Genomic DNA, 21,861 nt, shown 5'->3' on the forward strand with positions numbered 1-21,861 from the left:
GCCGGAGCCGACGGCCGCGACGGCGACGGCGGCCGCCGCGCCGACCGCGACCAGGCCGAGCCCGATGCCGAACAGGCGGCGCCCCCGCAGCCGCCCGCTCCGGCGCCCGGCCCGGCGCCCGGCCCGGCGCCCGTTCTCATGCGCGGTCTCCCGGCCCTCGGTGCGCGCCAGCTCCAGCAGGCCGTCCCGGCCGGCGGCGGCGACCCGCGGCGAGGGGCCGCCTTCGTCGAGCAGGGCGGCGACCAGCGTCGTGTCGTCCCGCATGTCATCCATGGGAGTTCTCCTCCGCGTGCGTGGGATCGGTCCCGCCCAGTGCCTCCCGCAGCTTGCGTCGAGCCCGGCTCATCCGCGACCCGACGGTCCCCGCGGGGATCTCCAGCGCCTGCGCGACCTCCTCGTAGCGCAGCCCGCCGACGGCGACGAGCAGCAGCACGTCCCGGTCGCCGTCGGACAGCCCGGCGAGCGCCCTGGCCAGCTGCGGCCGGACGCCCTCGGCGGCCACCCGCGCGGCCACCCGGGCCTCATGCCCGTCGGCGCGCGCCTCCGGGGCGATGCGGGTCAGCGCGGCGTAGCGGCGGGCCTCGTCGCGCCGGTGGCGGCCGACCAGGTTGGTGGCCATCCCGTACAGCCAGGGCCGCACGGCCCCGCGCGCCGGATCGAACCGGTCGCGCTTGCGGAACGCGGCGTAGAACGTCTCGGCGGCGATGTCGTCGGCGGCGTCCCTGCCGAGACGGGCCGCGACGTAGCGGTAGATCTCCGGGAAGTACCTGTCGTAGATCACGGCGAATCGTTCGGGCTCATGCCAGGACTGCTCGATCACCGCGGCGTCGTCGTCGGTCGCGACGTCCGGTGGAGCGGTCATCCGTGGCTCCATTCCATATCCGGCCTTTCGAGGCGAACGGCGGTCACCCGTTACTCCGCCGAACCCGGAGTTCTTCTTCACGGGCCGTCCGGTCGGCCGGGCCGGGCGCCGCATGCCGTTGGACGCGAAAGGGCCGCCGCGCGCCGGTGCGCGCGGCGGCCCCTGCCGGGAGGGATGAGTCAGCGGACGTTGTACGCCCTGATGATCTGCTGGTCGATGGCGCTGCCGCCGGCGTCCTCGGCGGCGACCCGCACCGACACCGCCTGGCCCGCGGCGGCCTTGGGCATCGTCCCGGAGAACCTGCCGCCGCCCAGGTCCCGCACCCGGGCGCGCTGCCAGGTCCTGCCGTCGTCCAGCGACGTCCACAGGCGCAGCCCGGTGACCTCGGCCGTGCCGGTGCCCGCCACCCGCGCGACCGTGAACGTCGCGGGGCCGCCCGTCGGCCGGTTGTGCAGGTCGAGGCCGAGGTCGTAATCGACGGTCAGCAGCGGGACCGGCACGCTGGAGTGGTCGTCGGGCGCGGCGGAGCGGAACCTCCACGTGGTGGACGTCCGCGTCGACACCGGGATGAACTTCGAGGCGTCGTTGTCGTAGCGGATCTCGTACGTCGCCGCCCGCGCGGGTATCTCGAACAGGCCGGCCGCCCTGTCGGTCCCACCGATCTCGCGGCCGTCCGCGGTGACGGTGAGGCGGCGGGTCAGCGGGTCGTTGTAGTCCTCGTCCCAGTAGCCGCAGTCGAAGCCGTCGGGACGCGTCTGCAGATCGACGAAGGCGACGTTCAGCGCGCCGCGCGTGCGGGTCACCGGCCACCGGAGGCACTCGCTCGGCGAGACGGCGGTGGCGGACACGGGCCCGGGGCGCAGCGGCTGGCGGCCCCACGTCTGCGTCGTGCGGCTGCCCGGCTCGCGCCGCAGCAGCGGGAGCTGGTCCACCCACCCGTTCAGGCCGTCGAAGGACGCCAGGTCCACCCACTCGACGCCGCGGCCGGCGGAGACGTAGTCGGTGCGCGTCGTCCCGGGGGTCACCGGGCCGCTCGCCTCGAGGCTGAGGAAGCCCTCGGGGGTCACCCCGTAGCGCTTCTCGCTCATCGGCGACTGGGTGTTCCCGTCGAACGCGGCGAACCGCTGGTCGACGCGGGCCAAGCGCGCGCGGGACGCGGGCGTCACCACGTGCACGGGGTCGTCGGGCACCCGGTCGCCCATCGGCTCCAGCAGGTCGTACACCTCCCCCGGCGCGGTCAGCCGGTAGAGGCCGTAGGAGCGGAACTCACCGGTCTGCGCGGTGCCGGTCGGCTGGACGTAGACCTTCTCCTTCTGCGGCTCCCACGTGAGCGCCGCCTCGGCCCACACCGCCTGCCGGTTGCTGCGCACCTGTATGGATCCGACCATCGCGGCCTCGGTCGTGCGGTCGGTGACCTTGGCGCCCGTCTCCTTGGCGCGGGCCGCGTCGAGGACGACGGTCGTGTCGCGGTCGATGACGACTTCGGGTGTGCCGGCGATGGCGGAGCGGGGGGCGTCTTCGTCGGTGTCGTAGACCGTGCCCATCACGCTGTAGCGGCCCGCGGGCACCCTGAGCCGCGCCGTACCGTCCTCGCCCGTCGCCGGGTAGTCGGTGAACAGCGCGATGTCGTCCAGGTTCACCACGCTCGCATACGCGCTCATGTCGCCGTCCCGGGTGCCGGGCAGAGGCGTCGCCTTGATGGTGAGGTCGTAGCTGGGCGGCTCCACGTAGAAGGTGACGGGCGTGCGTATGGTCATGTCGCCGGACGTGGCGGTCACCTCGGCCGTGTAGAGGCCGGGCTTGTCGCCCAGCTTCGCCGCGTCCACCCGCAGGCTCGCGGACGCCTGGCCGCCCGCCGGGACGTCCACCTGGGCGGACGACAGCGACGCGGCACCGTCCACGGTGCTCCCCTTGCGGTCGGTCACCCGCACGTCCAGGCCGAGCCGCACGGTGCTCGCCGAACGCGACGCCCAGCGCAGGTCGGTCTTGAGGGGGGCGTGCCCCGGGTGGGCGGAGGTGCCCAGGTGCGGCGCCGCCTGGAGCGAGACGGCGGGCGCGGTGACGGCGGCGGCGACGTCGAGACGTCCGGCGCCGCGTTCGTAGGCGTCCCCGTCCACCGCCGAGGCGGAGCCGACCAGGGCGCCCTTGAGCTGGGCGGGCGTCCATCCCGGGTGCTTCTGCAGCAGCAGCGCGGCCGCGCCCGCGACATGGGGTGTCGCCATGGACGTTCCGGACGCCGAGGTGTAGTGCGCGTCCAGGGCGTCGCCCATCGACGTGCCGGCGGCGCGCGCGGCCGTGATGTCGACGCCGGGGGCGACGATCTCCGGCTTGGCCGCGTAGCGTCCGGTGCGCGGGCCGCGGCTGGAGAAGTCGGCGAGGCGGTCGCGGCCGTCGACGGCGCCCACGGTGAGCGCGGCGTCGGCGGAGCCCGGCGAGCCGACCGAGGAGACGGCGCCGGTGTTCCCGGCGGCCGCGACGAACAGGGTGCCGTGCCGGTCGGTGAGCCGGTCCAGCGCCTGCGCGAGGGGGTCGCTGCCGTCGGTCGGGTCGCCGCCGAGGCTCATGTTGACGACCTTGGCGCGCGAGGCGGCCCACTCCATGCCCGCGATGACGGACGACTCGGTGCCGTAGCCCTCGTCGTCGAGCACCTTGCCGACCAACAGGCTCGCATCCGGGGCGACGCCCCGCCGCTCCCCGCCCGCGCCGGCGCCGCTGCCCGCGACGATCGAGGCGACGTGCGTGCCGTGTCCGACCCGGTCGACCGCATCGGCGGCCTCGGAGAAGTTCGCGGTCTCGGCGATGCGGCCCTTGAGGTCGGGGTGGGACGCGTCCACCCCCGTGTCGAGCACGGCGACCTTGACGCCGCGCCCGGTGACTCCCGCCTCCCACGCGGCGGGCGCCCCGATCCGGCTCAGGTTCCGGTCGAGCTTCGCGGCCTGCGCGGTCCGCGCCGCGAACGCGGACGTCGCGGTCTGCGCCGCCCCCGGCGCGGACGCGGGGGCGGAGCTCGCGCGGATTCTGCGGTCGAGCCAGATGCGGCGGATGTCGTTCGCCGCCTTGGTGCGCGTACGGGGGGCCAGGGACGCGCCGAGACGGGCCGCGTCCTTCTTGGGCTGGCGGGCCGCGACCGCGCCGATGCTCGGCAGGTCGCGGGTCTCCCGCAGCGTCCCGCCGAGCGCCGCGCGCGGCCGCACGCCGTTCCCCCGCTGCACGATCAGCGGCAGCTCGCGGGTGCGGGCGTCGTCGTACCCCTGCTGGATCAGCGTGGTGACGTCGAACAGGTCGGGGTCCAGGACGCGGCCGACCAGCGGGGCCATGTCCGCCGGGGTCACCACCACATGCCCGTCCGGACGGTAGGAGGTGCGGAACATCCGGTTGGTCCGGCCCTTGCCGGGCGTGGTCGTGACCAGCGGCGGACGCCCCTTGACCGTGCGCACCCGGACGACGTCGCCGGTCAGCAGCGTCACCGTCCACGAGCGGCCCGCGGGCAGCGCCCCCGCGGCCCCCGCGCCGCCGTTCCCTCCCCCGCCGTCGGCGTCCGCGGCGCCCGGCGGTGCGGCGATCACGCCGCCCACGACGACCGCGCCGAGCAGCGCGCGGCCGATCCGTCTGCCTCTCATGAGGCTCCCTTCTGCGGTTGTCCTCGCCCTTGATCACCCGAACGGGCGCAGGGGCTTCCCGCAGTACTCCGGGAAAGATCGGGTTTCTTACCGGCCGCCGGGAGGAGGCGCCCCGTCCTCGGGGCGGAGGCGGGCCTCATCCCGGGCGCGGATTCCCGAACCGGACGGGCGCGGCCGGGAACGGGAATAGGTGGCTCATCCGTCCTGTTGATGAGGACGTCAGCAAAGTTGAGTCGCCCCGACTCAAGTGATTTGACAATGATCTCCGCCGGGGGCACCCTGGCGAGACAGAGACGCGAACCCGGCCGCCGCCGCGTACAGGGGGGACGCGACCGGGAGCACACGCAGTAACGACGGAGGACGAGAGACAATGGGACGTGCGGTCGGTATCGACCTCGGGACGACCAACTCGGTCGTCGCGATTCTGGAGGGCGGCGAGCCCACCGTCATCGCCAACGCGGAGGGGTCGCGGACCACGCCGTCCGTCGTCGCCTTCGCCAAGAACGGCGAGGTGCTGGTGGGTGAGGTCGCCAAGCGGCAGGCGGTGACCAACGTCGACCGCACCATCCGGTCGGTCAAGCGGGAGATGGGCACCGACTGGAAGACCCGCATCGACGACAAGGACTTCACCCCGCAGCAGATCAGCGCGTTCGTGCTGCAGAAGCTCAAGCGGGACGCCGAGGCCTACCTGGGCGAGACCGTCACCGACGCGGTCATCACCGTGCCCGCCTACTTCTCCGACCACCAGCGGCAGGCCACCAAGGAGGCCGGGCAGATCGCCGGCCTGAACGTGCTGCGCATCATCAACGAGCCCACCTCCGCGGCGCTGGCCTACCACCTGGAGAAGGAGAACGAGGCCACCATCCTGGTGTTCGACCTGGGCGGCGGCACGTTCGACGTGTCGCTGCTGGAGGTCGGCGACGGGGTGGTCGAGGTCAAGGCCACCAGCGGTGACAACCACCTGGGCGGCGACGACTGGGACAACGCCATCGTGCAGTGGCTGGTCGAGCGGTTCAAGAACGCCAACGGCGTCGACCTGTCCAAGGACAAGATGGCGCTGCAGCGGCTGCGGGAGGCGGCCGAGAAGGCCAAGATCGAGCTGTCCAGCTCCTCGGAGACGCAGATCAACCTGCCCTACATCACCGCCTCGGCCGAGGGCCCGCTGCACCTGGACGAGAAGCTGTCGCGGGCGGAGTTCCAGCGCATGACCGCCGACCTGCTCGAGCGCACCAAGAAGCCGTTCCACCAGGTCATCAAGGACGCCGGCATCAGCGTCAACGACATCGACCACGTGGTGCTGGTCGGCGGTTCGACGCGTATGCCGGCGGTGACGGACCTGGTCAAGGAGCTGACCGGGGGCAAGGAGCCCAACAAGGGCGTCAACCCCGACGAGGTCGTCGCGGTGGGCGCGTCGCTGCAGGCGGGTGTGCTCAAGGGCGAGGTGAAGGACGTCCTGCTGCTGGACGTCACGCCGCTGAGCCTGGGCATCGAGACCAAGGGCGGCATCTTCACCAAGATCATCGAGCGGAACACCACCATCCCGACCAAGCGGTCGGAGGTGTTCACCACCGCCGACGACAACCAGCCGTCCGTGGAGATCCAGGTCTTCCAGGGCGAGCGGGAGATCGCCGCCTACAACAAGAAGCTGGGCACCTTCCAGCTGACCGGCATCCCGCCGGCGCCGCGCGGCGTGCCGCAGATCGAGGTCACCTTCGACATCGACGCCAACGGCATCGTCAACGTCTCGGCCAAGGACCTGGGCACGGGCAAGCAGCAGTCGATGACCATCACCGGCGGCTCGGCCCTGCCCAAGGAGGACATCGAGCGGATGATGCGGGAGGCCGAGCAGTACGCCGAGGAGGACCGCAAGCGCAAGGAGCAGGCCGAGACCCGCAACCAGGCCGAGACGCTGGCCTACTCGACCGAGAAGTTCCTCAAGGAGAACACCGACAAGGTGCCCGAGGACGTCAAGAAGGAGGTCGAGGAGGCGATCGCCGACGTCAAGAAGAAGCTCGAGGGCGGCGACGTCGACGCCATCCGCGCCAGCTCCGAGAAGCTCGCGCAGGTCAGCCAGAAGATGGGCGCCGCCATCTACGCCCAGAACCAGGGCGCGGGCGACGGCGCGACCGCCGGCGCCGGCGCGGGGGCGTCCGGTGACGGGCAGGCCCAGCAGGACGACGAGGTCGTCGACGCCGAGATCGTCGACGACGACAAGCCGAAGGGTGGTGCCGCGTGACGACCCCTCCCGCCAAGGGCGAGGGCGAGGAGCGCGAGGCCCCGGTCATCCGCGACCGGCGGCGCATCGACCCCGAGACCGGCAAGGTCCGCGAGGGCGCCCAGGCCGCGCCGGAGCCCGCCAAGGACTCCGGCGCGGCGGGGGCGGCCGACTCGGGGCAGGCGCCGTCCGGCGGGGGGACCTCGGCCGGCGAGCAGGAGCTCCGCGCCCAGCTCGACGAACGCACCGCCGACCTGCAGCGGCTGAAGGCCGAGTTCGACAACTACCGCAAGCGGGTCGAGCGCGACCGGCAGGCCGTCCGCGAGCAGGCGCTGGCCAACGTGCTGACCGAGCTGCTGCCGGTGCTGGACGACATCGGCCGCGCCCGCGAGCACGACGAGCTGACCGGCGGGTTCAAGTCGGTCGGCGAGGCACTGGAGGCCGTGGTCGGCAAGCTCGGGCTGGTGAAGTTCGGGGAGAAGGGCGAGCCCTTCGACCCGACGGTGCATGAGGCGCTCATGCACTCCTACTCGCCCGACGTGACCGACACCACCTGCGTGGACGTACTGCAGCCGGGCTACCGGATCGGCGAGCGCGTGCTGCGGCCCGCGCGCGTCGCGGTGGCCGAGCCCGCCCCCGAGCAGGCCGCCGCCGAGGGCGGCGACGCCGCTGAGGGCGCGTCCGGCGGCGACTCCGGCGCGTCCGCCGACGGGAGCGGCGGGCAGCCCAAGGCCGGCGACGGCGAGTAGACCCCTTCCGCGGCGGTCCCGCCTCGGCGACGATGATCGGGGCGGGACCGTCCAGGAACGAACGAAGAACGTGGCGCGAGCAGAGAGCGGGGCATCGTGAGCACCAAGGACTACCTGGAGAAGGACTACTACAAGGTCCTCGGTGTCTCGAAGACGGCCTCGCAGGACGAGATCAAGAAGGCTTACCGCAGGCTGGCCCGCAAGTACCACCCGGACGCCAACAAGGGCGACGCCGACGCCGAGGACCGCTTCAAGGAGGTGTCCGAGGCCTACGACGTCCTGTCCGACGAGAAGCGGCGCAAGGAGTACGACACGCTGCGGTCGATGCCGGGCGGATTCCGCGGCGGCCAGCCGGGCGGCGGCTTCGGCTTCGACCTGGGGGACCTCTTCGGGCAGACCGGGGGCGCGGCCGGCGGCGCCGGCGAGCGGCTCGGCGACCTGTTCGGCGGGCTGTTCGGACGCGGCGGCACCCGCACCACCACCGGCGCCGGACGCCGGGCGCGGCGCGGCGCCGACGTCGAGACCGAGGTGACGCTGTCGTTCGGCAAGTCGCTGTCGGGCGCGACCGTGCCGCTGCGGCTGACCAGCGAAGCGGCGTGCCCGAACTGCCGGGGCACCGGCGCCCGCAGCGGCACCGTGCCGCGCGTGTGCCCGTCCTGCGAGGGCACCGGCCTGGAGACCCGCAACCTGGGCAGCTTCGGCTTCCAGGAGCCGTGCAAGGGATGCCGCGGCCGCGGGCTGGTGGTGGACGACCCGTGCCCGAACTGCCGGGGCAGCGGCCGGGCGACCGGCACCCGCACCATCCAGGCCCGCATCCCGGCGGGGGTGAAGGACGGGCAGAAGATCCGGCTCAAGGGCAAGGGGGCGCCCGGCGAGCACGGCGGCCCGGCCGGCGACCTGTACGTCAACATCAAGGTGCGGCCGCACCCGGTGTTCGGCCGCAGCGGCGACAACCTGACCCTGACGGTCCCGGTGACCTTCCCGGAGGCCGCGCTGGGCGCCGAGATCAAGGTGCCGACGTTCGGCGGGCAGCCGGTGACGCTGCGCCTGCCGGAGGGCACCCCCAACGGCCGCACCTTCCGGGTGCGCGGCCGGGGCGCGACCCGGCGCGACGGCACCAAGGGCGACCTGCTGGTCACCGTCGAGGTGCACGTGCCGCAGAAGGTCGACGACCCGACGCGCGAGGCGCTGGAACGGCTGCGGGCCGCGGGCGGCGGTGACGAGCTGCGCGGCGAGCTGCTCCGGCAGGCCAGGGAGGAGTGAGCGTTCCATGGAACCGTTCGGCGACGACACCCCGGTCTACGTGATCTCCGTGGCGGCGCAGCTGTCCGGCCTGCACCCGCAGACGCTGCGCACCTACGACCGGCTGGGGCTGGTGTCGCCCGGCCGCACGGCCGGGCGCGGCCGCCGCTATTCGATGCGCGACATCGTGCAGCTGCGCGAGATCCAGCGGCTCTCCCAGGAGGAGGGCATCAACCTGTCGGGCATCAAGCACATCCTCGAACTGCAGCGCGAGAACGTCCGGCTCCAGGAGGAGCTGGCGGCGGCCCGCGCCGCGCTGGAGGAGCTGACCAACGAACTCGAATCGACCCGCGCCGTCGCGGCGCGCCTGGCGCAGCAGCGGCGTCGCGGTGACACCGGCGGCACCTCCGGTGGCGACCTCGTGCCGATCCGCCGCACCAGCGTGGTGCTGTGGCAGCACGAGCGCCGCTCCGACTAGCGCCGCCGCGAACGGCCCCGTCCGGGCCGAGGGGGAGCTGATCGCACCATGGACTACAAGCTGACGCAAAAGAGCCAGGAGGCGGTGTCGGTCGCGGTCCGCCGGGCCGCCGCCGAGGGCCACCCGCAGGTGGAGCCGCCGCACCTGCTGTCGGCGCTGATCGGATTGACCGACGGGACGGCGGTGCCGCTGCTGGAGGCGGTCGGCGCCGACTGGCGGCAGGTGCGGCGCCGCGCCGAGGAGCTGCTGGAGCGGCTGCCGAAGGCGGCGGGCGCGACGGTGTCGTCGCCGCAGCTGTCCCGGCAGCTGATCGTGGCGATGAACACCGCCGCCAACCACGCGCGGCGGCTGGAGGACGAGTACGTCTCCACCGAGCACCTGCTGGTCGGCCTGGCGGCCGACGGCGGGGCGGCGGCCGACCTGCTCAAGGAGTTCGGGGCCACCCCGCAGGCGCTGCTGGAGGCGTTCGAGCGGGTGCGCGGGCACGCCCGCGTCACCAGTGAGAACCCCGAGGACACCTACCAGGCGCTGGAGAAGTACGGCGTCGATCTGACCGCGCGGGCCCGGGAGGGCCGGCTCGACCCGGTGATCGGCCGCGACACCGAGATCCGCCGCGTGGTGCAGGTGCTGTCGCGGCGCACCAAGAACAACCCGGTGCTGATCGGCGAGCCCGGCGTCGGCAAGACCGCCGTCGTCGAGGGCCTGGCGCAGCGGATCGTGGCCGGGGACGTCCCCGAGTCGCTGCGCGACAAGCGGCTGGTCGCGCTGGACCTCGGCGCGATGGTGGCGGGCGCCAAGTACCGGGGCGAGTTCGAAGAGCGCCTCAAGGCGGTGCTGAACGAGATCAAGGCCGCCGAGGGCCGGATCATCACGTTCATCGACGAGCTGCACACCATGGTCGGCGCGGGCGGCGCCGAGGGCGCGATGGACGCCGGCAACATGCTCAAGCCGATGCTGGCCCGCGGCGAGCTGCGCATGATCGGCGCGACCACGCTGGACGAGTACCGCGAGCGGATCGAGAAGGACGCCGCGCTGGAGCGCCGGTTCCAGCAGGTGTACGTGGGCGAGCCGTCGGTGGCGGACACCGTCGCGATCCTGCGCGGTCTCAAGGGCCGCTACGAGGCGCACCACAAGGTGCAGATCAACGACTCGGCGCTGGTGGCGGCCGCGTCGCTGTCCGACCGGTACATCACCGCCAGGTTCCTGCCGGACAAGGCGATCGACCTGGTGGACGAGGCCGCGTCCCGGCTGCGCATGGAGATCGACTCGCGGCCCGTCGAGATCGACGAGCTGCAGCGCGCCGTCGACCGGATGCGCATGGAGGAGCTGGCCCTGGCCAAGGAGACCGACGAGGCGTCCCGGGAGCGGCTGGAGCGGCTGCGCAAGGACCTGGCCGACCGGCAGGAGCAGCTCAACGCGCTCAACGCCCGCTGGGACCGGGAGAAGGCCGGGCTGAACCGGGTCGGCGAGCTCAAGGAGCGCATCGACCAGCTGCGCGGGGAGGCCGAGCGGGCCCAGCGCGACGGCGACCTGGAGACCTCGGCCCGCCTGATGTACGGCGAGATCCCCGCGCTGGAGAAGCAGCTGCGGGAGGCCGCCGAGCAGGCCGAGACCCGCGAGGCGATGGTCAAGGAGGAGGTCGGCCCCGACGACGTCGCCGAGGTCGTCGCGTCCTGGACCGGCATCCCCGCGGGCCGGCTGCTGGAGGGCGAGACCGCCAAGCTGCTGCGCATGGAGGAGGAGATCGGCAAGCGGCTGGTGGGGCAGCAGGCCGCCGTGCGCGCGGTGTCGGACGCGGTGCGCCGCGCCCGCACCGGCATCTCCGACCCCGACCGGCCGACCGGGTCGTTCCTGTTCCTCGGCCCGACCGGCGTCGGCAAGACCGAGCTGGCCAAGGCGCTGGCGGAGTTCCTGTTCGACGACGAGCGGGCGCTGACCCGCATCGACATGAGCGAGTACTCCGAGAAGCACAGCGTGGCCCGGCTGGTCGGCGCCCCGCCCGGCTACGTCGGCTACGAGGAGGGCGGCCAGCTCACCGAGGCGGTGCGGCGCCGCCCGTACTCGGTGATCCTGCTGGACGAGGTGGAGAAGGCCCACCCCGAGGTCTTCGACATCCTGCTGCAGGTGCTGGACGACGGCCGGCTGACCGACGGGCAGGGCCACACGGTCGACTTCCGCAACACGATCCTGATCCTGACGTCCAACCTGGGGTCGCAGTTCCTCATGGACGCCGAACTGTCGGACACCGCCAAGCGGTCGGCCGTCATGGAGACCGTCCGGGCGTCGTTCAAGCCGGAGTTCCTCAACCGGCTGGACGAGGTGATCGTGTTCGACACGCTGTCCACCGAGGAGCTGACCGGCATCGTCGATCTGCAGATCGACCGGCTGCGCCGGCGGCTGGCCGACCGGCGGCTGACGCTGACCGTCACCGAGGCGGCCCGCGAGTGGCTGGCGCTGACCGGGTTCGACCCGCAGTACGGCGCCCGTCCGCTGCGCCGCCTGGTGCAGTCGGCCATCGGCGACCAGCTGGCCCGCGCCCTGCTGTCGGGCGAGGTCCGCGACGGCGACGAGGTGGTGGTCGACCGCGCCGCGGACGCCGACGCGCTCACCGTGGTGCCCGCCCGCGCGGTCGACCTGGCGAAGTGAGCTCGACCGTCTGCCCCCGACCGGGTGATCCCGGCCGTGTGAGCACGCTGACCGGTCACCGGCCCTCGTACAGGTGACCGGTCAGCGCGTTCGCCGGATTGTGCGGCGGCGGCAGCGCACCCGCCGCCAGCACGGCGACCATCAGCGCGATCAGGATTTTCATCCGCCTGCGTCCACTCATGCCGCCGAATCTAGGCGGCGCCGGCCCGCCGCCCCAGCAAGCCAGCTCCCCGAACTCGGGTGGGGCCAACCCGACCCCGCACACCGCCCCGTGGACGCTGTGTCAAGGCACCGGGCACTCTGCGTCAACGACACCGGGACGTGTGCACGCGACACTTGAGACGGGCGGATGGGGGGGCCGTCCTGCGGGTGGTGGGGTGGCGGCCCGGAATCGCCGGTGCCCCGTCCGCAGAGACGCGGCGCACCGGCGGTCGTCCCCACCGAACCCGGCACGGTTCCACGGTTGCGAGTCCGACGCCGCGATGACCGCCTCGCGATCCGAGGGGTGCCGCCGGTGCGACGTCGCCATCTCGCCGGGGGCGGTCGGGAGGAGGACGGATGCAGCCGATCACGGCCGACGACCCCGTGCGGCTGGGGCCGTACCGGGTGCCGGCGCGGCTGGGCGCCGGAGGCATGGGCGGTGTCCAGAGGAGCCCTGTACGGCGTCATGGACGGCACGGTGTTCTCGCTCGATGCGGCCACCGGGCGGACACGTTGGACGAGCAGCACCAAGATCGCGTCGGCCGTGAGCGATCTGGTCGTCTGCGCCGGGATCGTGTTCGCGGGCATCCCGGCTTCGGACACTGCGATACCGGGCGAGATCAGCGGGGGCGTGTTCGGCTGGGACGCCGCGACCGGGGAGCTCGTCTGGCAGTGCCGGCACTCCGCCGGCTCATCCGTCAGCGACCGTGCTTGGCAGCTGATGACCGGAGGCGACATGATCTTCGCTGCCCACTACGCATCCCGCTACGCCGACCTGCTCGCCTTCAAGATCGGCTGAGGGCGTCGGGAAGGCGCTCCGGCCGCACGACCCGACGGCGGCCGGACGTCACGTGTGGATGCCGAACCCGCCGTAGTCGCTCCCGGAACCGCCGTAGTAGCGCGTCGTCCGGCGGGGCGGCTGCTGGGCCCGTTTCCGCTCTGCTTCGGCGCGCCACTCGCGGTCGCGTTCCAGTTCGTCACGGTCGTTGAGGCGCTTCACGGTGGATCCGTACCAGTCCTCGGCCAGGTCGAGGAGGGAGGAGGGGAACTGCGGGGCGATCGGTTTTCCCGCCGGGGTCGTCCCGGCGTACGGCGGCAGCCCCTCGGCGATGGCGGCCAACTCGCGGTCGGAGACACGGACCGCTTCCTCGTCCCAGTCCACCAGGTGGAGGTGAAAGCGCTTGTCCTGTGCCTCCTCGATGACGTCCCCGAACCCGCCGGGCTGCTGGTCGGCCTCGGGCGGCGCCACCACGTCGGAGCGGATGATGCGGAACTCGTCTTCTTCGGCGGGCGCCAGGTACCACAGCTTCCGCCGCTGCCAGGCGAAAAGCCGGGCGATCTGCGCCCCCATCCGCGGAAAGGCCCTCGCGGTCTCCTCCGCCTGGGCGCGCACCTCGTCATGGACCGGCCGATACCGCTCGGACGCGCGCAGAAGGCGGTCGTACCCGTCGGCCAGCGCCGACTGCCAGCGAGCGAACCGGCGGCGGGTGCGCCAGGACGACAGCGAGATCTGCTTTCCGTCATCGCACCAGACGCGGCTGAGCTGTTCGACCACGTCATTGATCTCGGTGAGATATTCGAGGGCGGCGTCCTGCCAGCGTTCGAAGTCTCCCTCCTCCGCCGCCACGTGGACCGTCCCCACCACCGGGGCCGCAAGGGGGTCGTCGTCGGCGAAACCGACCTTGCGGCAGGGTTCAACCGACGGTTCGAAGGTGTAGGGGTCGGCGTCTGCGGACACCCGGATGCTCAAGGTAGGGCCCCACGTCCGCGCCTTGGTGTAGGAGGCCACGTACAGGTCGCACAGCGCCGACAGCCGCTCCTGGTAGATCGGGGGGAACCATTCGGCGGCGGGACGGCAGCGACGAAGGATCACACACGGGGCCTGCCACATCATGTGGTGCCGACGGCCGTAAGTGCCGCCGGGTTCCCGCACCGTCACCTCGATTTCCTCGAATGGGGAAATCTGGTCCAAGCCCAGTTTCAGCGACCTACCCGCCGAGTGCCCTTTGAACAGGGCGCCCCCCTTGTGCGGCAGCCGCTCCTGCCCGTCCGGCAGCAGCCACGGCTCTCGCTCGCTGTCCGACCCGCCGGTTTGATGCCGCTCCCCACGTCCGTGCGTCCTGTCGCCCATACCGCTCCCCGTAACCAGCGCCGAACAACGGCCAATATAGGCGTGTTACCCACGAATTAGCTCGGATCTACCCGGCAATGGGGGCTGCCCGCCGAACACGCGGCGTTCCTGCTGCACGACGTGTTCGGCATCACCTTCGACGAGATGGCGGAGGTCGTCGGCCGGACGCCCGCCGGCACGTCGCCGAGGGCCGTTCGTGCTTCCCGCCCTCCCCGCCGAACAGTGGGTATCCGGTAACCCTTGGCGGCCGCGCGCCCGCTACCGATACAGCCGCGCCGCCGACACCGAGAAGCAGCCGAAAACCGCACCGACCGCCCCGAAGTGCGGCGCGGCACCGCCACCCCACCAACAAGTCCGGCCTGTCGCCACCGGAGCGCTCCGGCCCCCGCACCGCTGCACATCCACCATGAACCACCGGACAGGCCCTGGTGCTGGTGGCAGGGGCCCTACCCGCGACATGTGGCGGCGCGGTGCCCGGCAGTCCCGCTGAAGCCCGGTCTTCATCCGGAACGCCGCATATCACGCGCAGCGTCCAGCCGCCTCTGGGAAAATGCCCAGAGATCGCCGCGCCGCGCAGCGGAACCGGCCCTACATGCCCACTGCCACATGCTCTACCGCGACGAGGACCAGGGACGATGGGCCAGTCCCCCGCGCTCTGACGCGTTCAAGCCCCCTCCCTGGGGCATGACAAGGGCCTTTTCCGCCGGCGAAGGGGTTAGCGTACGGAGCCGCTCAGGTTGCTGGTGCCGCTGCCCGTCCCCTCGGCGCGGGTGATGGGCCGGCCGTCGACGTAGGCCACGGCGTTCACCTGGCCGTCGTCCTTGTGCTGGATGGCGACCTTCCAGGTGTCCGTGCCGTGCTTGGTGAGCTTGATCTCCTTGCGCCAGGGCAGCGTGACCTCGGATTCGGTCGTGGAATCGCCGTTGATTTCGTAGGTGACGGAGACCTTGCCCTCGCCGGTGACGTCGAGGGTGAGCGTGTGCGGCTCGTCCCCGGACGAGCAGGCGGCCGACAGAAGCATGACGGCGGCCAGAGCCAGCGGCCACCTGCCACGTGTGATCATATGATCGCTCCTCGCGACGGTCACCGACAAAGTACAAGAGATCAGAAACCCGCACCAGCGCCAATCCGCCTGCCCGCGCAGGGGGTTCGGCCGACGGCGCCGCGACCGAGGCCGCGCCGCTCCGGGGCCGTCGCGGCGCGGCCGCCCGGTCATCGCGCGCGGTTCACCGCCGACAGCAGCGCCCGCACCGACGCCGTCAGCAGCGACGTGCTGAGACCGGCGCCCCAGCGCACCACCCCGTCCACACGGCACTCGACGTATGCGACCGCGTTGGCGTCGGCGCCCTGCTGTGTGGCCTGCTCGACGTACTGAAGCACGTCCACCTTGATCCCGGCCTTCGCCAACGCGTCGGTGAGCGCGTCCAAGGGGCCGTTGCCCGTGCCCGTGTACTCGTCCTCCACCCCGTCGACGCGCAGCACACCGGTGAAGTCGTGCCGCTCGGGCCCGCTGTGGACGGTCCGCCACTCCACCGGCACGACCGGCCCCTCGTCCGCCCTGTCCAGGTACTCGGCGCGGAAGAGGTCCCACAGCTGCGCGGCGGTGACCTCCGTGCCGCTGTCGTCCGTGAAACGCTGCACGACCTGCGAGAACTCGATCTGCAGCCGCCGGGGCAGGTCCACCCCGTACTCGGTGCGCAGCAGGTAGGACACGCCGCCCTTCCCCGACTGGCTGTTGACGCGGATCACCGCGGCGTAGTCGCGGCCGACGTCCGCCGGATCGATCGGCAGGTACGGCACGTCCCACGGCGCCTCCCGCTCCGGCACGCCGAGCTCGGCGGCGCGGCGCGCGTGGTGCGCCATGCCCTTGGCGATCGCGTCCTGGTGGGTGCCGGAGAACGCGGTGTAGACCAGGTCGCCCGCGTACGGGTGGCGTTCGTGCACGGGCAGCCGGTTGCAGTGCTCGACCACCCGGCGGATCTCGTCGATGTCGGAGAAGTCGATCCGGGGATCGACGCCTTGGGCGTGCAGGTTCAGCGCCAGCGTCACCAGATCGACGTTGCCGGTGCGCTCGCCGTTGCCGAACAGGCACCCCTCGACCCGCTGCGCGCCCGCCAGCAGCGCCAGCTCGGCGCAGGCCACCCCGGTGCCCCGGTCGTTGTGCGGATGCACCGAGAGGATCACCGCGTCCCGGTCCGCCAGGTGGCGGTGCATGTACTCGATCTGGTCGGCGTACACGTTGGGCGTCGCGATCTCGACGGTGACGGGCAGGTTGTGGATGACGGGCCGGTCGGGCGACGCCTCCCACAGCCGGGTCAGGCTGTCGCAGACCTCCAGCGCGTAGTCCGGCTCGGTGAGCATGAACGTCTCCGGCGAGAACTCCATGCGCACCCCCGGACACCGGGACGCCAGCCGTCCGACATGCGCGGCGGCTTCCATGATGAGAGCGTGCAGCTCGGCCCGGTCGCGACCGAGCACCACCTCGCGCCAGGTCGGCGCGGTGGCGGTGTACAGGTGGACGACCGCACGCGGCAGCCCCTCGATCGAGGCGAACGTCCGCTCGATCAGGTCGGCGCGGGCGGCGGTGAACACCACCGGCGTCACGTCGTCGGGCACCGCGTCCGCCTCGGCCAGGTGCCGGACGAAATCGAAATCGGTCTGGCTGGCCGACGGGTAGCCGACCTCGATCTCCTTGAAGCCCATGGCCACGAACAGGTCGAACATCTTCCGCTTGCGTGCGGGGTCCATCGGCTCGGCCAGGGCCTGGTTTCCGTCGCGCAGGTCCACCGGCACCCACAGGGGCGCGCTTTCGATGCGCTTGTCGGGCCAGGTGCGGTCGATGGCGGGCAGGGGTACGCGCTCGTGCGCCGGGCGGTAGCGGTGGTAGGGCATCGCGCTGCCGCGCTGCGGATTCCACCACGGCGCGTCGTCCGGCACGGGGCCTTCGGGGGTGCGCAGGGTCGGGAACGCTTCCACGTGTTCTCCTTGACGAGACCGGTCGACGGACCGGCAGCGTCGACCCCCGCGGCGGGGTGCCGGTCCGGTCAGGCCCCGCCGCGGCGGACGAGAAGCAGACCACGCGTCGGCATGCGGGGTACTCTAGCCATTCATCAGGTTGTCAGACAAGCAGAGGTGTTGCGGTGCTCCGTCCCAGCCCCTTGGTCGACCAGGCCGTCCGGCACCTGCGGGAGCGGATCGCCGCAGGTGACTGGCCGGTCGGCTCCCGTCTTCCCGGCGAGACGGCCTTGGCCCGGGAGCTGGGGGTCGGCCGCTCCACCGTCCGCGAGGCCATCCGCGCCTTGGCCGGGGCCGGCCTGGTGCGCACCCGGCAGGGCGCGGGCGTGTTCGTCGTCGCCACCGAGCCGGTCGAGGACTTCGCGACCCGGCTGCGCCGCGCCTCGGTCGCGGACGTCTACGAGATCCGCCTGATGGTCGAGATCCGCGCCGCCGAACTCGCCGCCGAACGCCGCACCGACGCCGACCTCGCCGCCATGGACGCCCGGCTGGCCGCCCGCCGCGAGGCCGAGGCGAGCGGCGACGACACCGCGTTCATCGACGCCGACATCGCCCTGCACGTCGCCGTGGTCGCCGCCGCGCACAACCCGGTGCTGTCGGACCTGTTCACCACATTCGTCCCCGTGCTGCGCGACGGCCTGCTCGACCTGGCGAAGCTCATCGACGTCCACACGGCCGACGCCAACGGCCACGCCGCCCACGCCGCCCTCGTCGAGGCGATCCGCGACCGCTCCCCCGCCGAGGCGGGCCGCATCATCCGCGCGGAACTCGAACGCACCCTGCACCACCTCGTCCACATCTCCTAAAACAGGCGACGCACCCCAGATCAAACACACAAAACGCCAAAATGCGACAGCCGAACAACCCAAAACTCTTGGCGGCGGCATGTCGGCCTGATATCAACGGCACATGACGAAATACCGCACCCGTGACGGTCACAAGGTCACCTTCGGCGCCACAGTTTGGGCCCAGAACGGGACCGGACCGTTCACCATCACGGAACCCGGCCCGGCCTACGGCTCACCGCCGAAAGGCTGGGTCCTCATGATCGGCGCAGACGGCGAAGAACGACTCCACGCCCCGGAAGACATCTCGCTCTACTACTACGCGACAAAACCCGTCTAGCCCCACCCCCCAATAAAAACCACCCCCAACCTACACAAACCACAAAACGCGACAAGCATTCACCAGACGTACCCGTGCAGATCCGACGGGATCTGCACGGGACCAAGCATGGCCTCAGAACTCGTCAAGGCCGCCGACCTGGCCGATGGTGAAGATATGCCGCGCAGCGGAGCAAATCGTCTCCAGCGTGTGCACGGGTGTGTCTTCGGTGCAGTAGGACGCCCGCAGAACCTGCACCACCCACTCGCCCGGGTCCAGTTCGAGCGTGTCGGCCTCGAACCGCGTCGCGGGACGCGCGGTCAGCGTCTCCTCCGCATGCCCGAAGGCGTACCCGAGCGCCTCGATCGCGGCCTGTAGGGACGGCTTGACGAACTCGGGCTCGGCGATGCGCGTGCCGCCGAAGAGGTCGGCCCGGAAGTAGGACGTGGCGATCCGCACCGGGACGTCGTTGGCGGTCATCATCTTGCGCCGCGCAATGATCTCGTCCCCCGGTCGCACCCGCAGGCACGCCGCAACGTGCTCGGACGCGGGTTCGAGGCCGGCGTACAGCATGCGGCGCCCGGGCCGGATCCACTGCCGCTCGGCCTCGGTCATGAACAGCGAGGCCGACCCGCGCGTCGCCGGGTCGGTCGGCAACGCGCGTGCACGATGACCTTCGGCCCCTGGCTCACCGGCGCCGCACGGTCCCCGCTCCGCAGCTCGTCGTCTCGATCTTCGACTGCGCCAGACCCGCCCTCCCCCGCACCGCAGGCACCGGTCTGCTGGACGAGCACGGCAAGGGCCTCGACCTCGTCGCCGCGGTCACCGCGACTGGGGAACCGGCCCGTCCCGATCGCGGCTGTCCACGCAGCGCACGCCCGGCAAGACCGTCTGGTTCGCGCTGCCCCTGCCCTTCCGCCGGCCAGGCCGCCCCCCCTGCGCATACACCCCGGCACCGCAGCGCAGACACTGACACTCAACCTGAGCGAACGCGGCCACACCGGCAGACGCGGCAGCGACGAGGAAGGCGTCTCCGTGGTGGAGCTGCCAGGGCTGAACGTCTGGGTCCTCCCGCAGCACTTCTGCCGGCGCCCCGGACCGGGCCGCTGCGTCCGGCGCCCCCTCATCGACCTCCAGGAGACCGCCGAACTCCTCGTCCGCCACCTCGAAAGCACCCCCGCTCACCGCCCCGCCACAACGCCGCCCTACCAGCCCCCGTCCTGGCATCACAGCCCCCGCACGCCGCAAGGCTTGTGAACTCCGAACGTCGCCGCGATCGGTCACATGGGGACGGCATCGGGGCCCTCCGCCCCTCGCCCTGGAAGCACGGCCCGCAGTCGCCGTTCAAGGCCCCGGTTCCACCACCGCCGCGGCAGCGGCCAACCACCAGGACCGACCAAGCTCCCCGCGGCGACAGCCCGCACGGCCGCAACGGATGGTGTCAGCGCCTCCAGCCAGGGCCCTACGCCCGTCCCCGAGATCACTCCGCTTCATCAGCAGGACGCGGGCTATGGGCCGTAGACATCGCCGCCGAACCGGGCGAGCGCTGTGCGGATCCGGGGGAGCAGCGCAGTGCGCTTCCTGCTGCCCGAGGAGAGGTCCAGTCGGGCCACGACATGGCCGTTGTAAGCCGAGACGTGCTGGCTGCGCTCCTTCACGATCGCGAGCTGTTCGCCCTCCGGCGTGTCGGGCGGCGCCTGCTTGAACTCCACGACCACGGCGTAGGAGGCGCCGCCTGGTTCGGCGATCACGCGGACGCGGCGCACCAGCGTCCAGGGGACGGAGAAGGACATCTTGCGCTGCCCTTCGCGTATCCAGCGCTTGTCCACGACGGTAAGGCCAGCGCTGTCCGCAATGAGCAGGTCCCTGCCGTCAGACGTGGTGGAGAGGGTGAACATGAGGAAGGCCGGCGTTCCGCCGCAAAGCGAGCAGCAGAACAGCCAGACCTCCAAGTCGGGGGAAGGCGCCAGCCCGAATTTCGATGGCAGGACCAGTACCCCTACGGAGAAAAGAAGGCCGCAGCCTCCGCCTTTGAACGCGTAGGTGAGTCGTTTGACCAACCGCATCCAAGGCGTGATCAACTCTACGGCGACCGGACTGTCCTCATGAGCCGCATGAGGCACTTGGGTGCGGATCCGGCCAGAAAATACGCTTTCGTCCGCCGGATCAGAGGGCCGACGCGAAGTGGCGTCGCCGATTTGCGACCACAGGGCCGCAACCAGGGACGGCACCGCGAGGATGAACGACCCCGCGCCCGCAACCCACGACAGCTTCTCCAGGTCACCCAGGAACAGGGCCACCGCCACCACCCCGCACGTCGCGGCGACCGAACCGCCCCAGACCCAGCCCCATCGCATGCAGGCATTCTGCCGCGCTCATCTCGGAGCGGCGCATGCAATCTGCGTTTCGAGCGCCGTCGGAGCATCGCCGTTCGGCGACCCTCCACATCGGCACAACCGACTTCGAAGCACCCCAAACATAAACGAGCACCTGATTTCTCATTTTCTGCCAGTATTCGGCGGGGGCTTGACCATGTGCGGGCCCTGGAACTCCGAGTGGCCGAGCGGCTCGAGCCATGGCGAGTCGCAGGCGGCCTTCACATTGGCGTATTCGGCGGAAGCCGGCCGCTCGGGCAGTCGGCACAGGCCCGGTATGGCGTTGGCGGAGGTGCGGCCGCGGTGCCGGCCGCAAGCGCGTCGAAGACGGCGAGCAGCGTGGTGCGGTGGTCAGGCAGGGGCCGGTCGTCCTTGCCGTGACGTGACCACAAGCCCATGAACGGGTTCGCTTCTCTGACGCGCGGGCAGGTTCGGGATCACCCTCGGTCACGTTCTGCTATGAAGGCCTACCATGAGTCACATCACGCTCGTCAGGCGTGCGATCCCGCTGGTCGTCACCGTGCTCATGGTGGCCGGGTGCTCCTCGTCGTCCGAACGTCCCGCGGCGGACAAGAGCGCGACCGCCACCCCGCTGCTTCCGCTGCCGCACCCCGAGCTGACCGGGTCGCACGGCGCCGACGCGAAGGCGTGCAAGGACGCCGACTGCGAGATCGTCGTCCGGGGCAGGGCCACCGCCATCCCGCTGGATCAGAAGTTCGGCATCACGACGTTCCTGCTCACCCATGTGCCGCCCGACAAGGTGACCTATGTCGTCATCCGGACGAACGGCGAGTCCACGCAGGCCTTCCACCGGGGCACCGGCAGGTTCAGCCTGGACGCGGGCCTCACCGTCACCGTGCGGAAGATCGACCACACGGGCGCCGTCGTCCGCTTCGAGCCGAAGGCCCGCGACGGCGACAAGGACCGGATCACCGGTTCAAAGGGCGCCGCCATCTACAACTGACGGATCCTCCCGCGGATGCCCTCGACGAGGAGCCGCAGTCCGTAGGTGAAGTGCTCCTCCGGGTGCGGCGCGGCCAGCATGTGCGGGTGACGCTCGGCGGCAGCGTGGCCGACGACGCAATACCCGCCCACAGGCCCGAGGCCCGCGTCGCGCAGGATGCCGACCGCTCCCCGGTGAACACCGTCCGGCCCTCCGCGCTCGTGCCCTGCCGCACCAATGACTCGGCCGCACCGCAACCATCGGCCGTAGCACCTGGACA

General features: G+C 71.8%; 18 protein-coding genes. 9 read left to right on the plus strand and 9 right to left on the minus strand.

Annotated features, from left to right (window positions below; all coding sequences use genetic code 11):
- The 3 genes from ABD879_RS12215 to ABD879_RS12225 form a co-directional block, all read right to left on the minus strand.
- On the minus strand, positions 1-273 hold a 273-nt coding region (locus ABD879_RS12215), incomplete at its 3' end, for a hypothetical protein (protein ID WP_345020665.1).
- Positions 266-862 (minus strand): RNA polymerase sigma factor, encoded by a 597-nt coding sequence (locus ABD879_RS12220; RefSeq protein ID WP_345020667.1) that lies wholly within the window; start codon positions 860-862, stop codon positions 266-268. The genes ABD879_RS12215 and ABD879_RS12220, both read right to left, overlap by 8 nt.
- 179 nt (positions 863-1,041) lie before the next feature.
- A complete protein-coding gene (locus ABD879_RS12225; RefSeq protein ID WP_345020669.1) occupies positions 1,042-4,482 on the minus strand; it encodes a S8 family peptidase in 3,441 nt (1,146 codons plus the stop codon).
- 370 nt (positions 4,483-4,852) lie between these two features.
- On the opposite strand from ABD879_RS12225, the gene dnaK reads away from it, so the two are divergent.
- From dnaK to clpB, 5 genes are all read left to right on the plus strand, one after another.
- Positions 4,853-6,718, plus strand: coding sequence for a molecular chaperone DnaK (gene dnaK / locus ABD879_RS12230; RefSeq protein ID WP_345020671.1), 1,866 nt, complete (start codon positions 4,853-4,855; stop codon positions 6,716-6,718).
- Entirely contained in the window at positions 6,715-7,446 is a 732-nt protein-coding gene (gene grpE / locus ABD879_RS12235; RefSeq protein ID WP_345020673.1) for a nucleotide exchange factor GrpE, read from the plus strand. The genes dnaK and grpE overlap by 4 nt, the downstream gene beginning before the upstream one ends.
- A gap of 96 nt (positions 7,447-7,542) precedes the next feature.
- The gene (dnaJ, locus tag ABD879_RS12240; protein ID WP_345020675.1) at positions 7,543-8,709 is read left to right on the plus strand and encodes a molecular chaperone DnaJ; all 1,167 of its coding nucleotides are present in this window, start codon (positions 7,543-7,545) and stop codon (positions 8,707-8,709) included.
- Positions 8,710-8,716: 7 nt separating this feature from the next.
- Positions 8,717-9,166, plus strand: a complete 450-nt coding sequence (locus ABD879_RS12245; RefSeq protein WP_345020677.1) for a heat shock protein transcriptional repressor HspR — start codon at positions 8,717-8,719, stop codon at positions 9,164-9,166.
- Positions 9,167-9,214: 48 nt separating this feature from the next.
- Positions 9,215-11,812: an ATP-dependent chaperone ClpB gene (gene clpB, locus ABD879_RS12250; protein WP_345020679.1), complete on the plus strand. Its 2,598-nt coding sequence runs from the start codon at positions 9,215-9,217 to the stop codon at positions 11,810-11,812.
- Positions 11,813-11,867: 55 nt separating this feature from the next.
- Here the strand turns inward: clpB and ABD879_RS12255 are convergent, their stop codons facing one another.
- Positions 11,868-11,993 carry a hypothetical protein gene (locus tag ABD879_RS12255; RefSeq protein WP_345020681.1) on the minus strand — a complete coding sequence of 42 codons (126 nt, stop codon included), beginning with the start codon at positions 11,991-11,993 and terminating at the stop codon, positions 11,868-11,870.
- A 168-nt stretch (positions 11,994-12,161) separates the two neighbouring features.
- On the opposite strand from ABD879_RS12255, the gene ABD879_RS32950 reads away from it, so the two are divergent.
- Positions 12,162-12,812: an outer membrane protein assembly factor BamB family protein gene (locus ABD879_RS32950; RefSeq protein ID WP_425549629.1), complete on the plus strand. Its 651-nt coding sequence runs from the start codon at positions 12,162-12,164 to the stop codon at positions 12,810-12,812.
- Positions 12,813-12,860: 48 nt separating this feature from the next.
- On the opposite strand, the gene ABD879_RS12265 is transcribed toward ABD879_RS32950, so the two are convergent.
- From ABD879_RS12265 to leuA, 3 genes are all read right to left on the minus strand, one after another.
- Positions 12,861-13,886 carry a hypothetical protein gene (locus ABD879_RS12265; RefSeq protein WP_345020685.1) on the minus strand — a complete coding sequence of 342 codons (1,026 nt, stop codon included), beginning with the start codon at positions 13,884-13,886 and terminating at the stop codon, positions 12,861-12,863.
- Positions 13,887-14,859: 973 nt separating this feature from the next.
- A complete protein-coding gene (locus ABD879_RS12270) occupies positions 14,860-15,207 on the minus strand; it encodes a hypothetical protein (protein WP_345020687.1) in 348 nt (115 codons plus the stop codon).
- Between the two features lie 149 nt (positions 15,208-15,356).
- Positions 15,357-17,036: a 2-isopropylmalate synthase gene (leuA, locus tag ABD879_RS12275; protein WP_345020781.1), complete on the minus strand. Its 1,680-nt coding sequence runs from the start codon at positions 17,034-17,036 to the stop codon at positions 15,357-15,359.
- 248 nt (positions 17,037-17,284) lie between these two features.
- On the opposite strand from leuA, the gene ABD879_RS12280 reads away from it, so the two are divergent.
- On the plus strand, positions 17,285-17,965 hold the full coding sequence (locus ABD879_RS12280) for a FadR/GntR family transcriptional regulator (RefSeq protein WP_345020689.1): 681 nt from the start codon (positions 17,285-17,287) through the stop codon (positions 17,963-17,965).
- A 103-nt stretch (positions 17,966-18,068) separates the two neighbouring features.
- The gene (locus ABD879_RS12285) at positions 18,069-18,284 is read left to right on the plus strand and encodes a hypothetical protein (RefSeq protein ID WP_345020691.1); all 216 of its coding nucleotides are present in this window, start codon (positions 18,069-18,071) and stop codon (positions 18,282-18,284) included.
- Positions 18,285-18,398: 114 nt separating this feature from the next.
- Here the strand turns inward: ABD879_RS12285 and ABD879_RS12290 are convergent, their stop codons facing one another.
- Complete coding sequence (locus ABD879_RS12290; protein WP_345020693.1) at positions 18,399-18,920, minus strand: GntR family transcriptional regulator; 522 nt, start codon at positions 18,918-18,920, stop codon at positions 18,399-18,401.
- A gap of 851 nt (positions 18,921-19,771) precedes the next feature.
- Positions 19,772-20,620: a hypothetical protein gene (locus ABD879_RS12295; protein WP_345020696.1), complete on the minus strand. Its 849-nt coding sequence runs from the start codon at positions 20,618-20,620 to the stop codon at positions 19,772-19,774.
- A gap of 490 nt (positions 20,621-21,110) precedes the next feature.
- Between ABD879_RS12295 and ABD879_RS12300 the strand changes: the two genes are divergently transcribed.
- A complete protein-coding gene (locus tag ABD879_RS12300; RefSeq protein ID WP_345020698.1) occupies positions 21,111-21,602 on the plus strand; it encodes a hypothetical protein in 492 nt (163 codons plus the stop codon).
- Positions 21,603-21,861 lie beyond the last annotated feature (259 nt).

This window comes from Actinomadura keratinilytica (assembly GCF_039539665.1).
Lineage (GTDB): Bacteria > Actinomycetota > Actinomycetes > Streptosporangiales > Streptosporangiaceae > Spirillospora > Spirillospora keratinilytica.